Annotated in this window: 13 protein-coding genes, 1 tRNA gene and 1 pseudogene; 12 read left to right on the top strand and 3 right to left on the bottom strand. The window is 70.3% G+C overall.

Features of this window, described 5'->3' with window-relative positions; genetic code table 11:
• The 5 genes and pseudogenes from BGO22_RS13170 to BGO22_RS13190 all read left to right on the top strand — a co-directional run.
• Positions 1-343: pseudogene (locus BGO22_RS13170) on the top strand (acetyl-CoA carboxylase carboxyl transferase subunit alpha); the annotation flags it as partial.
• A complete protein-coding gene (tilS, locus tag BGO22_RS13175) occupies positions 279-1,304 on the top strand; it encodes a tRNA lysidine(34) synthetase TilS (protein WP_254668116.1) in 1,026 nt (341 codons plus the stop codon). The pseudogene BGO22_RS13170 and the gene tilS, both read left to right, overlap by 65 nt.
• 98 nt (positions 1,305-1,402) lie before the next feature.
• Positions 1,403-2,683: an aspartate kinase gene (locus BGO22_RS13180; protein ID WP_070398068.1), complete on the top strand. Its 1,281-nt coding sequence runs from the start codon at positions 1,403-1,405 to the stop codon at positions 2,681-2,683.
• A gap of 45 nt (positions 2,684-2,728) precedes the next feature.
• Positions 2,729-2,821, top strand: a tRNA-Ser gene (locus BGO22_RS13185).
• Between the two features lie 77 nt (positions 2,822-2,898).
• A complete protein-coding gene (locus BGO22_RS13190; protein ID WP_070398067.1) occupies positions 2,899-3,795 on the top strand; it encodes an EamA family transporter in 897 nt (298 codons plus the stop codon).
• Positions 3,796-3,816: 21 nt separating this feature from the next.
• Here BGO22_RS13190 and BGO22_RS13195 read toward each other — a convergent pair whose 3' ends face one another.
• The 3 genes from BGO22_RS13195 to BGO22_RS13205 are packed head-to-tail and all read right to left on the bottom strand — an operon-like array spanning position 3,817 to position 6,337.
• Positions 3,817-4,248, bottom strand: coding sequence for an RNA-binding S4 domain-containing protein (locus tag BGO22_RS13195; protein WP_070398066.1), 432 nt, complete (start codon positions 4,246-4,248; stop codon positions 3,817-3,819).
• Positions 4,245-5,672, bottom strand: coding sequence for a sensor histidine kinase (locus BGO22_RS13200; protein ID WP_070398065.1), 1,428 nt, complete (start codon positions 5,670-5,672; stop codon positions 4,245-4,247). Before BGO22_RS13200 ends, BGO22_RS13195 begins: the two co-directional genes overlap by 4 nt.
• Entirely contained in the window at positions 5,669-6,337 is a 669-nt protein-coding gene (locus tag BGO22_RS13205; RefSeq protein ID WP_070398064.1) for a response regulator transcription factor, read from the bottom strand. The genes BGO22_RS13200 and BGO22_RS13205 overlap by 4 nt, the downstream gene beginning before the upstream one ends.
• Positions 6,338-6,458: 121 nt before the next feature.
• Here BGO22_RS13205 and BGO22_RS13210 point away from each other — a divergent pair, with 121 nt between their 5' ends.
• The 7 genes from BGO22_RS13210 to BGO22_RS13240 all read left to right on the top strand — a co-directional run.
• Positions 6,459-7,418 carry a Bug family tripartite tricarboxylate transporter substrate binding protein gene (locus BGO22_RS13210; protein ID WP_070398063.1) on the top strand — a complete coding sequence of 320 codons (960 nt, stop codon included), beginning with the start codon at positions 6,459-6,461 and terminating at the stop codon, positions 7,416-7,418.
• Between the two features lie 13 nt (positions 7,419-7,431).
• Complete coding sequence (locus tag BGO22_RS13215; RefSeq protein ID WP_083292955.1) at positions 7,432-7,956, top strand: tripartite tricarboxylate transporter TctB family protein; 525 nt, start codon at positions 7,432-7,434, stop codon at positions 7,954-7,956.
• Positions 7,957-8,046: 90 nt separating this feature from the next.
• Positions 8,047-9,552, top strand: a complete 1,506-nt coding sequence (locus tag BGO22_RS13220; protein ID WP_070398061.1) for a tripartite tricarboxylate transporter permease — start codon at positions 8,047-8,049, stop codon at positions 9,550-9,552.
• Positions 9,553-9,706: 154 nt separating this feature from the next.
• Positions 9,707-9,925 carry a hypothetical protein gene (locus BGO22_RS13225; RefSeq protein ID WP_139146957.1) on the top strand — a complete coding sequence of 73 codons (219 nt, stop codon included), beginning with the start codon at positions 9,707-9,709 and terminating at the stop codon, positions 9,923-9,925.
• A gap of 19 nt (positions 9,926-9,944) precedes the next feature.
• Positions 9,945-10,163 (top strand): hypothetical protein, encoded by a 219-nt coding sequence (locus tag BGO22_RS13230; protein ID WP_286851224.1) that lies wholly within the window; start codon positions 9,945-9,947, stop codon positions 10,161-10,163.
• A 43-nt stretch (positions 10,164-10,206) separates the two neighbouring features.
• On the top strand, positions 10,207-11,685 hold the full coding sequence (locus BGO22_RS13235) for a sigma-54 interaction domain-containing protein (RefSeq protein WP_070398060.1): 1,479 nt from the start codon (positions 10,207-10,209) through the stop codon (positions 11,683-11,685).
• A gap of 162 nt (positions 11,686-11,847) precedes the next feature.
• Positions 11,848-12,156: ABC transporter substrate-binding protein (locus BGO22_RS13240; protein WP_286851225.1), on the top strand; the 309-nt coding region annotated here is incomplete at its 3' end.

Consider the following 12,156-nt stretch of genomic DNA (forward strand, 5'->3'; position numbering starts at 1 on the left):
GCTGATGCTGCAGTACTCGGTGTATTCGGTGATCAGCCCCGAGGGCTGCGCCTCCATCCTCTGGAAGACCAGCGAGCGCGCGAGCGACGCGGCCGAGGCCCTGGGCATCACGGCGCACCGCCTCAAGGCCCTGGGCCTGGTGGACAAGATCGTCAACGAGCCCGTGGGCGGCGCGCACCGCGACCACAAGCAGATGGCCGCCTTCCTCAAGCGCGCCCTGGGCGATGCCTACCGCCAGGTGGCCGACCTCAAGGTGAAGGAACTGCTGGAGCGCCGCCATGCGCGCCTCGATGGCTATGGCCGCTTCACCGACACCAAGGCCGAGGCCAAAGACCGCCGCTGAGGCGGACGCTTTCCCCGGTGCCGCCGAGCTGCAGCGCTGGGCGGCGCGCCATTCCCTCGATCAGGACACCACGCCGATCGGCATCGCCTGCAGCGGCGGCGCCGACTCGGTGGCCCTGCTGCTGGCCGCGCACGCGCGCTGGCCGGGGCGCTGCGTGGCACTGCATGTGCACCATGGCCTGCAGGCCGCGGCCGACGGCTTCGAGGCCTGCGTGCGTGAGGTCGCGGCGTCCCTGGGCCTGCCCGTGCACGTGGCCCGCGTCGACGCCCGGCACGCACCGGGCCAAAGCCCCGAGGACGCGGCCCGTCTCGCGCGCTACGCCGCGCTGGCGGGCCTGGCGCGGGACCGGGGCATCGGCTGGGTGCTGCTCGCGCAGCACGGCGACGACCAGGCCGAGACCGTGCTGCTTGCGCTCTCGCGGGGCGCGGGCCTGCCCGGCCTGTCCGCCATGCCCGAGGCCTTCGAGCGCCATGGCCAGCGTTTTGGCCGGCCCTGGCTCGGCGTGCCCGCGCACACGCTGCGTGAAGCGCTGATCGCGCGCGACCAGCGCTTCGTTGACGACCCCAGCAACGGCGACGAGCGCTACACGCGCAACCGCATCCGCGCGCAGTTGATGCCGGCCTGGGCGCGCGCCTTTCCGGGCTACCGCGCGGCGCTCGCGCGCTGCGCGGCGCACGCGGCGCAGGCGCAGCGCCTGCTGGACGAACTGGCGGCGCTGGACCTGGCGGCCACCGGCGAGCCGCCGCGCATCGTGGCGCTGCAGGGCCTGTCGCGCGACCGCCAGGCCAACACCCTGCGGCACTGGCTGCGCCGCGCGCACGGCGTGGCGCCGAGCGCCGCGCAGCTCGACGAACTGCTCGACCAGGTCGGGGCCTGCCGCACGCGCGGCCACGCGATCCGGCTCAAGGTGGCCGAGGGTTTCGTGGTGCGCGACGGCGCGTGCCTGGCCTATACCCCCTAGGTATAATCCCGCGGTTCTGCCCGGCCCCAGTGGCTGTGCGGCGCGCGCCCCGACGAAGCCCTGAAGGACGCGCCGCGCCGCGTCCTTCTTCCCTTCCAATGGCCCTCATCGTTCACAAGTACGGCGGCACCTCCATGGGGTCGACCGAACGCATCCGCAACGTCGCGCGTCGCGTCGCCAAATGGCACAAGGCCGGCCACCAGATGGTGGTGGTGCCCAGCGCCATGAGCGGCGAAACCAACCGCCTGCTGGCGCTCGCCAAGGAAGTCGCGCCCGCCAAACCGGGCAAGTCCTATGGCCGCGAACTCGACATGCTGGCGGCCACCGGCGAGCAGGCCTCGTCCGCGCTGCTGGCCATCGCGCTGCAGGCCGAAGGCCTGGAGGCGGTGAGCTACGCGGGCTGGCAGGTGCCGATCAAGACCAACGACGCCTACACCAAGGCCCGCATCGAATCCATCGACGACGCGCGCGTGCGCGCCGACCTGGACGCGGGCAAGGTGGTCATCGTCACCGGCTTCCAGGGCATCGACGACGGCGGCAACATCACCACGCTGGGCCGCGGCGGCAGCGACACCTCGGCCGTGGCCGTGGCCGCGGCGCTCAAGGCCGCCGAGTGCCTGATCTACACCGACGTCGATGGCGTCTACACCACCGACCCGCGCGTGGTGCCCGAGGCGCGCCGCCTGTTGCGCGTGAGCTTCGAGGAAATGCTGGAGATGGCCAGCATGGGCTCCAAGGTGCTGCAGATCCGCTCGGTGGAGTTCGCGGGCAAATACCACGTGCCGCTGCGCGTGCTCTCCAGCTTCACGCCCTGGGACATCGACCTGGCCGAAGAAGCGGCCTCCGGCACCCTGATCACTTTTGAGGAAGACGAAGACATGGAACAAGCCGTCGTTTCCGGCATTGCCTTCAACCGCGACGAGGCCAAGGTCTCGGTGCTCGGCGTGCCCGACAAGCCCGGCATCGCCGCGCAGATCCTGGGCGCGGTGGCCGACGCCAACATCGAGGTCGACGTCATCATCCAGAACCTGAGCAAGGACGGCAAAACCGACTTCAGCTTCACGGTGCACCGCAACGAATACCAGAAGACGCTGGACCTGCTCAAGTCGCAGGTCGTGCCCGCGCTGGGCGCCGCCGACGTGGTGGGCGACAACCGCATCTGCAAGGTCAGCATCGTGGGCATCGGCATGCGCAGCCACGTGGGCGTGGCCAGCCGCATGTTCCGCTGCCTCAGCACCGAAGGCATCAACATCCAGATGATCTCCACTTCGGAGATCAAGACCTCGGTGGTCATCGACGAGAAGTACATGGAGCTGGCCGTGCGCGCGCTGCACCGCGAGTTCGATCTCGACCAGGCCGCCGACACGATCAGCGCCTGAGAGGGCCTGGCCCGCTTGTGCTTTGGGGCATAATGCGGGCTTCGCGGAGTGATGACCGAGTGGCCGAAGGTGCTCCCCTGCTAAGGGAGTATGGGGTGTAGAGCCTCATCGAGGGTTCGAATCCCTCTCACTCCGCCAGATGTTCACATCGACAAGGCGCCCTGCGGGGCGCCTTTGTTTTTTGCCCTCCTGCTGTTGTTGCCGCCGGACCCGCCATGTCTCAGAGCCTGTCGCGCACCGCGTTCGCCACCCTGTTGCTCATCGCCTTCATGATGGGTGCCAACCACGTGGCCGCGCGCCTGGCCTTCGACCACGGCGTGACCGTGGCCACGGCCGTGACCTTCCGCAGTGGCATCACCGCGCTGGTGGTGGCCGGCATTCTGTTTTTCTACCGCGTGCCCCTGGCGCTCACCGCGCGGCACCGCAAGGCGCTGCCCGCCATCGGCCTGCTGGTGGGCGTGCAGAGCCTGTGCCTGTACGCGGCGGTGGCGCGCCTGCCGGTGGCGCTGGCGCTGCTGGCCTTCAACACCTACCCGCTGTGGACGGCGCTGTGGTCGCGCATCGTCTATGGCCAGAAGCCGGCACCGCACCTGCTCAAGGCCATGCCGCTGATGCTGCTGGGCCTGGCGCTGGCGCTGGACGTGTCGGGCGCGGCCTCGGGCCTGGGCGCGGGTGGGCACTGGGCGCGCATCGGTGTGGGCGTTGGCTTCGCGCTGGCGGCCGCCGCGAGCTTCGGGTTGGCGCTGGTGTTCACGCAGCACGAGGCGGGCGATCTCGACGGCCGCCTGCGCACCGCCACCACCATGGGCATCGTCGCGGTGATCGCGCTGGCCGCGAGCGCCACGCAGGGCGGGCTGCATTTCCCGAACGCCCTGCCGGGCTGGTGGGGGCTGCTGGGCCTGACCTTCCTCTATGGCACGGCCTTCACCATCATGTTCACGGTGCTGCCGCGCCTGGGGGTGGTGGGCAACTCGGCCATCATGAACATCGAGCCCATCTTCGCGCTGGTGCTGGCCTGGGTGTTCCTGGGGCAATCGATCGCGGCCATTCAGGTGGCCGGCGGCCTGATCGTCGTGGCCACGGTCATGTGGCTGGGCCTGCGCAAGGGCTGAGGCCGGCGCGCGGGGCCAGGTTCATTCGCTGCCGTCGTCGTCGAGCGACGCGCTCCAGCGGTCTCCCCAGTCCTTGAGCGTGCGCCGGTCGCGCTTGGTGGGGCGTCCCATGGGTTGGCTCAATGCCGGTTCGGGCGCCAGGCGCCGCTGCTCGGCCGCGGCCAGCCGGCGCGCCACCGACTCGGGCGTTTCCTCGTAGAGCTGCTGCGCCACGGGTGCCGGTCCGCGCACCGCGCTCAGGCCCCGCACGATCACCACGCGCGCCTCGCTGCCCTGGCGGAACTCGATAGTGTCGCCCACGCGCGGCTCGCGCGAGGCCTTGGCCGCCTGGCCGTTGACGCTCACGCGGCCCTTGTCGATCGCCTCGGCGCTGAGCGCGCGGGTCTTGAAGAAGCGCGCGGCCCAGAGCCATTTGTCCAGGCGCACGCGCGCGGGTTCGGTTGGTGTTGTCATGCGGTCGCTGGTATCAGGGGCAGGCGCACCGTGGCGTCGAGTCCGCGCACGCTGCCGCCGTCGGTGCGGTTGTCCAGCTCGATCTGGCCACCGAGCGATTGCACGATCTCCCGGCAAATGGCGAGCCCGAGGCCCGAGCCCGAGAGGCTGGGGCCCGCGCGGTGGTCGGTGGCGAATGGCTGGAACAGGCGCTCGCGCAGCGCCGGCGCGATGCCGGGGCCGCTGTCGCGCACGATCAGTGCCGCCGTGCGCTCGTCGCTCAGCAGGCCCACGCGCAGCGCGCCACCCGGCGGCGAGTGCTTGATGGCGTTGTGCAGCAGGTTGCGTGTGAGCTCGCGCAGCGCCCATTCGTGCGCGCGCACCGGCGCGGCCTCGCCGACGTCGAGCGCGAAGTCGAGCGACCGGTCGGCGATCAGCGCCGACAGGTCCAGCGCCACCGCGCGCACCACGGCGGCCCAGTCGCTCACCGGCACGTCGCGGTCCTGGCGCAGCTGCTCCACCTTGGCCAGGGCCAGCATCTGGTTGGCCAGTTCGGTGGCGCGGTCCACGGTGTGCGCGATCTCGTCCAGCGCCTGGCGCGGCTCCACGTCGCCGCGCCGCGCCGATTGCACCTGCGTCTTCAGCACCGCCAGTGGCGTGCGCAGCTGGTGCGAGGTGTCGCGCACGAAGCGCTTCTGGTGTTCCAGCAGCTGCGACAGTCGCTGCATGTGCTGGTTGGTGGCGTCCAGCAGCGGCAGCAGTTCGCGCGGCGCGTCCTGGCCGGGCAGGGGCGACAGGTCGTTCTCGCTGCGCGAGGCCAGGGCGCGGCTGATGTCGCGCACCGGCCGCGTGGCGCGCTGCACCACCAGCACCACCACGAAGGCGATCACGGCCAGCAGCGCGGCCTGGCGCCACAGCGTGTCCACCAGGATCTGGCGCGCCAGCGTCTCACGCAGCTCCAGGGTCTCGGCCACCTGGATGGTGGCCATGCCCTGGCCCTGCACGCCGGCCACCGGCTGCAGCAGCACGGCCATGCGCACCGGCATGTCGCGGTAGTGGTCGTCGTAGAAGCTCACGAGCGCCGCGTAGATGTTGTCCGAGGGCGCGTGGCGCCGCGGCGCGGGCATGTCGGCGAAGCCCGAGACCATCTCGCCCTGGAAGCCGCTCACGCGGTAGAAGAGGCGGCTGCGGTTGTCGGCCTCGAAGGCCTCCAGCGCGGAGTACAGCACCGTGGCCTGCACGTGGACCTCGCCGCCCTGCGACGTGACCTGCAGCTGCTCGCCCAGCGATTTGGCGGTGGCCAGCAGCGTGCGGTCGTAGGCGGTGTCGGCGGCCGCCAGGGCCTGGCGGTACAGCACCACGGTGTTGAACACCACGTAGCCGAACACCGGCAGCAGGATGCCCAGCAGCAGGGTGCGGCGCAGCGAGGTCGCGCGCGGCTTCATGGCTGGGCCTTGATGAGGTAGCCCAGGCCGCGCAGGGTGACGAGTTGCGCGCCGGTGTGCGCGATCTTCTTGCGCAGCCGGTAGGCCACGACCTCGATCGCTTCCGGCTGCACGTCGGGTTCGCCGGGGAAGACGAGTTCGAACAGGCGCTCCTTGGCGATGGCGTGGCCCGGGCGCGCGAGCACGGCGCGCAGCAGGGCGAGCTCGCGCGGCGGCAGCTCCAGCGGCTGGCCCAGGTGGTACACGGCGCCGCTCTCGCGGTCCACGGCCATGCCGCACCAGGCGGCGGGCGCGGCGTCGGCGTCGCCCGCGCGGCGCACCAGGGCGCGCACGCGGGCCTCCAGCTCGTCCAGGTCGAAGGGCTTGGGCAGGTAGTCGTCGGCGCCGGTGTTCAGGCCCAGGATGCGATCGCCCACGGTGCCGCGCGCGGTGAGGATGATCACGGGCGTCTTCAGGCCGCTGCCGCGCGCCTGGGCCAGCACCTCCAGGCCGTCTCTGCCGGGCAGCGACAGGTCCAGCAGCACGGCGTCGGGCTGGGTGTCGCGCCACACCGCCAGCGCGCGCTCGCCGTCGTCGCAGGTCACCACCTGGATGCCGCGCCGCTCGAAGGCGCGGCTCAGCGTGGCCTGCATGGTGGTGTTGTCTTCGACGAGCAGGAGTTTCATGGGGGGACCGATTATGGGGACGCGCGCGCCTCAGGGTTTATCCCAGGGCGCCCGACAGCCAACTGACAGCCCGCCACCCGACCATTCGCGGCGTCGTTCCCATCAACCACGGAGACAAGCCATGCGCCGCGATACCTTCCTCAAATCCCTGGCCGCCCTGGCCGCCGCTGGCGCCCTGCCGAACGCGGCCTGGGCCAGCGCCAACATCAAGATGATGATCCCCGCCAACCCCGGCGGCGGCTGGGACGGCACCGGCCGTGCGCTGGGCGACGCCCTGCGCGACGCCGGCGTGGCCTCCTCGGTGACCTTCGAGAACAAGGGCGGCGCGGCCGGCGCCATCGGCCTGGCCCAGTTCTTCAACGCCAGCAAGGGCGACCCGAACGCGCTCATGGTGATGGGCGCCGTCATGCTGGGCGGCATCATCACCGGCAAGCCGCCGGTGTCCATCACCCAGGTCACGCCCGTGGCGCGCCTCACCACCGAGTACAACGTTTTCGTGCTGCCGGCCGAGTCGCCGCTCAAGACCATGAAGGACGTGGTCGAGCAGCTCAAGAAGGACCCGGGCAGCGTCAAATGGGGCGGTGGTTCGCGTGGCTCCACCGAGCACATCGCGGCGGCGCAGATCGCGCAGGCCGTGGGCGTGCCGGCCGCCAAGATCAACTACGTGCCCTTCCGTGGGGGCGGTGAGGCGGTGGCGGCCATCCTGGGCGGCAACGTCACCGTGGGCGGCAGCGGTTACAGCGAGTTCCAGCCCTACATCGAGAGCGGCAAGATGCGCGCCATTGCCGTCACCTCGGGCAAGCGCCTGGACGGCATCAACGTGCCCACGCTGAAAGAGCAGGGCATCGACGTGGAGATCGGCAACTGGCGCGGCGTGTACGGTGCGGCCGGCATCACCCCCGCGCAGCGCGACGCGCTGGTGGCCATGGTGGTGAAGGCCACGCAGAGCAAGTCCTGGGCGGAGGCGGTGAAGAAAAACAACTGGACGCCCGCGCTGCTGACCGGCAAGGCCTTCGAGGAGTTCGTGGACCGCGACTTCTCCTCCCTGCGCGCGACCATGGTGCGCGCCGGCATGGTCTGACCCAGGCCTGGTCATGAGCGAGCAGATGCAGCAGCCCGCGTCCACGGACGCGGGGCAGGTGGCCATCGGCCTGGGCGCGCTGGGCGTGGCCGTGGTGCTGGCGGTCGGTGCCTGGCAGATTCCCTCGGCCGCGGGATACGCGGGCGTGGGCCCCGACTTCCTGCCCTGGGTGATGTGCGCGGCCATGGCCGTGTGCGGCGCGCTGCTGCTGTGGCAGGCGCTGCGCGGCGGCTGGCGCCATGTGGAAGCGCCCTCGGGCGCCGAGCGCGGCGACTGGCGCGCGCTGGCCTGGGTGGCCGGCGGCGTGGTCGCCAACGCCTCGCTCATCACCACCATCGGCTTCGTGCTGAGCTGCACGCTGTGCTATGCCCTGGCCGTGCGCGGCCTGCGCCTGAGCGAAGGCCGCGCGGCCGGCGGCGTGCGCACCACCTTCATCGACCTCGTCACCGGCGTGCTGATCGCGGCGCCGGTGTTCTGGGTGTTCACCAAGGTGCTGGCGGTGAACCTGCCCGGCATCAGTCCCAGCGGCTGGATCTGAACATGAACCCCCACGCTCCTCACTTTGTGTATTCGCTGCCCCCCGAGGGGGCGCAGCCCGCCCTTGGGGCGGCCCGGCGGGCGGTCTGACATGGGCGACATCCTTGCTCAACTCATGGGTGGCTTTGCCACCGCGGGCACGCCCATCAACCTGCTGTGGGCGCTGGCCGGCTGCGCGCTGGGCACGGCCATCGGTGTACTGCCGGGCCTGGGCCCGGCCGTCACGGTGGCCATGCTGCTGCCCATCACGGGCCAGGTGGAGCCCACCGCCTCGATGATCTTCTTCGCGGGCATCTACTACGGCGCGATGTACGGTGGCTCCACCACCTCCATCCTGCTCAACACGCCGGGCGAAACCGGCACCATGGTGACCGCGCTCGAAGGCTTCAAGATGGCCAAGCACGGCCGCGCGGGCGCCGCGCTGGCCACGGCGGCCATCGGCTCCTTCGTGGCCGGCACCATCGCCACCGTGCTGGTCACGCTGTTCGCGCCCATCCTGGCCGACTTTGCCGTGCGCCTGGGCCCGCCCGAGTACTTCTGCCTGATGCTGCTGGCCTTCACGACGGTGAGCTCGGTGCTGGGCCAGAGCGCGCTGCGCGGCCTGGCCGCGCTGTTCCTGGGCATCTCGCTGGGGCTGGTGGGCATCGACCAGATCACGGGCCAGGTGCGGTACACGGCGGGCATTCTGGAGTTCATGGACGGCGTGGAAGTGGTGCTGGTGGCCGTGGGCCTGTTCGCGGTGACGGAGGCGCTCTACAACGCGCTGTACGAAGGCCGCATGCAGACCACGATGAACCACCTCAACAAGGTGCACATGACGCGCGGCGAGTGGCGGCGGTCCTGGCCGGCCTGGCTGCGCGGCACGGCGATCGGTTTTCCTTTCGGCACCATTCCCGCCGGCGGCACCGAGATCCCCACCTTCCTGAGCTACGCGACCGAGCGCAAGCTGGCCGATCCCGAGGCGCGGCAGCAGTTCGGCACCAGCGGCGCGATCGAGGGCGTGGCGGGGCCGGAGGCGGCCAACAACGCGGCCGTCACGGGCACGCTGGTGCCGCTGCTGACGCTGGGCATCCCGACCTCGGTGACGGCGGCGATCCTGCTGTCTGCCTTGCAGAACTACGGCATCAACGCGGGTCCGCAGCTGTTCCAGACGTCTTCCGCCCTGGTGTGGGCGCTGATCGCTTCGCTCTACATCGGCAACGTGATGTTGCTGGTGCTGAACCTGCCGTTGGTGGGCCTGTGGGTGAAGCTGCTGAAGATCCCGCGCCCGCAGCTCTACGCGGGCATCCTGATCTTCGCGACGGTGGGCGTCTACGGCATGCGCCAGAGCGCCTTCGACCTGTACCTCATGCTGGGCATCGGCCTGCTGGGCGTGCTGATGCGCCGCTTCGATTTCCCGGCCGCGCCGGTGATCGTGGGCCTGATCCTCGGGCCGCTGGCCGAAGCGCAGATGCGCAACGCGCTGTCGATCGGCGAAGGCAACTGGCTGATCTTCGTGCAGCGGCCGATGTCGTTGGTGCTGCTGCTCGTGGTGGTGGGGGTGCTGGTGGTGCCGAGGCTGCTGGCGCGGCGGCAACGGAAGCTGGCCACCGCCTGAACCACCCCAACTGCGCTGCGGCGGCTCGCGGACCTCAGGCCGCGAGCCGCTTCTTGCTTTTCATCATTGCCTGAACCCGCCGATTCGAGGGCATCGCTGTCCGGGGTGCTCGCCTAGAGTCGCCCGCTTCTTCGCCTGTGCCGAGACGCGAGCCATGAAAGCACTCCCTTGGCGGCTGTATGCCGTCGCCTACCTGGTGGCCTATCTGACAACGGTCCTGGGTACGGCGTTGTCGATTTTTCTTTGGGCAGCGCCAATGGATTCGTGGCCTGATATCTGGCGAGGGCTGCTCTGGAAAGCCTTGCCGCACGCCGTGCCGCTGGCATGCATCCTGCGCATCGCATGGAACAAACGACGTCAGCCCAAGGGTTGAGACAAGGCGGGACAGAGACATGAATGGTGATGGGTTGGGTGGGGTGGCATTGGGTCTGACCTTGGCCGTGTTGCTGGTGCGGCCAAAGCCCCGCCATCAACTGCTGCTGCTGGGTGCCAGCGCAAGCCTCTGCCTGTTGAGGGCCGCCCTGGAGGGACGATGGTCGCTGCTGGCCTGGCAACTGGGCGCGGCAGCGGTGGTGCTCGGGATGGCAAGCTGGGCGAGTCGATCGGAATAAGGCCGCTTTCTCTCGCATACCCACCCCGGGTACCATCCCGGGCATGACCCGCGACGACCGCCTGCCCCGCGACGCGCAGAGCATCCTGGAGCTCGCCGCGCGCTCCATGTTCGATCTCTTCGCCAACGCCAGCGAGGGCATGCTGCTGGTGGACCGGCACGCGCGCGTGGTCTGGATCAACGACCAGTACCGGCGCTTCCTGCCCGCCCTCGGCTTCGACCGCGAGGAAGACTTCGTCGGCCAGCCCGTCAGCAACGTGGTGCACAACACGCAGATGCACCGCGTGCTGGAGACCGGCAAGCCCATCCTCATCGACCTGCTCACCAACCGCGCCGGCACGTTCGTCGTCACGCGCATTCCGCTGCGCGACGACGCGGGCGAGGTCATCGGTGTGCTTGGCATCGTGCTGTTCGACCATCCCGAGACCACGCTGCAGCCTCTCATCACCAAGTTCGCGCGGCTGGAGCAGGACCTGAACGACGCCCGCCGCGAGCTCGCCCACCAGCGCCGAAGCAAGTACACCTTCGCCAGCTTCGTCGGCACCAGCGCGGCGGCGGTGGAGGTCAAGCGCCAGGCGCGCCGCGCCGCGCTCTCCAGCAGCCCGGTGCTGCTGCTCGGCGAAACGGGCACCGGCAAGGAGCTGCTCGCGCACGCCATCCACGCCGCTTCGCCGCGCGCGGGCCGGCCCTTCGTCAGCGTGAACATGGCCGCCGTGCCCGAGACCCTGCTGGAGGCCGAGTTCTTCGGCGTCGCACCCGGCGCCTACACCGGCGCCGACAAGAAGGGCCGCGACGGCAAGTTCAAGTTGGCCGACGGCGGCACGCTGTTCCTCGACGAACTGGGCGACATGCCCATGGCCATGCAGGTCAAGCTGCTGCGCGCCCTGCAGGAAGGGGAGATCGAGCCCCTGGGCTCGAACCAGCTGGTGCCTTTCGATGTGCGCGTGGTGGCCGCCACCTCGCGCGACCTGCCGCTGATGGTGAGGGAAGGGCGCTTCCGCGAGGACCTGTACTACCGCCTCAACGTGCTGCCCATCCGTGTGCCGCCGCTGCGCGAGCGCCAGAGCGACGTGCCCCTGCTGATCGAGGCCTTGTGCGAGGACATCGCCGCGCGCGGCGGCGGTCCGCAGCTGGAGTTCGGCCCCGAGGCCCAGGCCCTGCTGGCCGCGCAGGCCTGGCGCGGCAACATCCGCGAGCTGCGCAACGTGCTGGAGCAGCTCGCGCTGCGCACCGACTCGGCCCTCATCGATGCCGCGCAGGTGGACGAGGTGCTGCGCGAGGCCGGCCTGCCCGCCCTGGCACCGGTGCGCGAGACGCCGCCCGCCGCGCCCGCGCGGCAGGACGCTCTGCGCCCGCTGGCCGAGCAGATCGCCGAGCTCGAACGCCGGGCCATCGCGCAGGCGCTGGCGGCCACGGGCGGCAACCGCAGCGCGGCGGCCAAGCTGCTGGGCATCTCGCGCGCCAGCCTGTACGACCGGCTCTCGACGCTGGACGGTCTGTCTGAAATTCCGGCGTCTGTCTGAATTTCAGACAAATTGAGCGCAATCGATTGTCTGAAATTCAGGCATTCGATCGAGGGGCAGAAGAAAATTCCTTTGGCATCAAGGCCTTGCCGGGTTGGCACGGCATGTGCAAAAGAGGCGCACGGCGCACCGCGCTGTGCCAGCAACCATCAGGAGACAAGCATGTTCGACACCACCCGCCGCCTGGCGGTGATCGCCCTGGCCTGCACGGCCACCCTGGGTTTCGCCCAAGCCAACAAGGGCGAGATCCGCATCGCCCACATCCACAGCAAGACCGGCCCGCTGGAGGCCTACGCCAAGCAGACCCAGGCGGGCCTGATGATGGGCCTGAACTACGCCACGGGCGGCACCATGATGGTGGCCGGCAAGAAGATCGTGGTGATCGAGAAGGACGACCAGGGCAAGCCCGACGTGGGCAAGAGCCTGCTGGCGGCCGCCTACGCCGACGACAAGGTCGACCTCGCCATCGGC

The organism is Hydrogenophaga sp. 70-12, from assembly GCF_001897365.1.
Taxonomy (GTDB): Bacteria; Pseudomonadota; Gammaproteobacteria; order Burkholderiales; family Burkholderiaceae_C; genus Hydrogenophaga; species Hydrogenophaga borbori.

What these genes read in the sequence shown, in the direction of transcription:
- tilS (WP_254668116.1), top strand. Translation starts at nt 279, where the DNA reads ATGCGCGCCTCGATGGCTATGGCCGCTTCACCGACACCAAGGCCGAGG.
- BGO22_RS13180 (WP_070398068.1), top strand. Translation starts at nt 1,403, where the DNA reads ATGGCCCTCATCGTTCACAAGTACGGCGGCACCTCCATGGGGTCGACC.
- BGO22_RS13190 (WP_070398067.1), top strand. Translation starts at nt 2,899, where the DNA reads ATGTCTCAGAGCCTGTCGCGCACCGCGTTCGCCACCCTGTTGCTCATC.
- BGO22_RS13195 (WP_070398066.1), bottom strand. Translation starts at nt 4,248, where the DNA reads ATGACAACACCAACCGAACCCGCGCGCGTGCGCCTGGACAAATGGCTC.
- BGO22_RS13200 (WP_070398065.1), bottom strand. Translation starts at nt 5,672, where the DNA reads ATGAAGCCGCGCGCGACCTCGCTGCGCCGCACCCTGCTGCTGGGCATC.
- BGO22_RS13205 (WP_070398064.1), bottom strand. Translation starts at nt 6,337, where the DNA reads ATGAAACTCCTGCTCGTCGAAGACAACACCACCATGCAGGCCACGCTG.
- BGO22_RS13210 (WP_070398063.1), top strand. Translation starts at nt 6,459, where the DNA reads ATGCGCCGCGATACCTTCCTCAAATCCCTGGCCGCCCTGGCCGCCGCT.
- BGO22_RS13215 (WP_083292955.1), top strand. Translation starts at nt 7,432, where the DNA reads ATGAGCGAGCAGATGCAGCAGCCCGCGTCCACGGACGCGGGGCAGGTG.
- BGO22_RS13220 (WP_070398061.1), top strand. Translation starts at nt 8,047, where the DNA reads ATGGGCGACATCCTTGCTCAACTCATGGGTGGCTTTGCCACCGCGGGC.
- BGO22_RS13225 (WP_139146957.1), top strand. Translation starts at nt 9,707, where the DNA reads ATGAAAGCACTCCCTTGGCGGCTGTATGCCGTCGCCTACCTGGTGGCC.
- BGO22_RS13230 (WP_286851224.1), top strand. Translation starts at nt 9,945, where the DNA reads ATGAATGGTGATGGGTTGGGTGGGGTGGCATTGGGTCTGACCTTGGCC.
- BGO22_RS13235 (WP_070398060.1), top strand. Translation starts at nt 10,207, where the DNA reads ATGACCCGCGACGACCGCCTGCCCCGCGACGCGCAGAGCATCCTGGAG.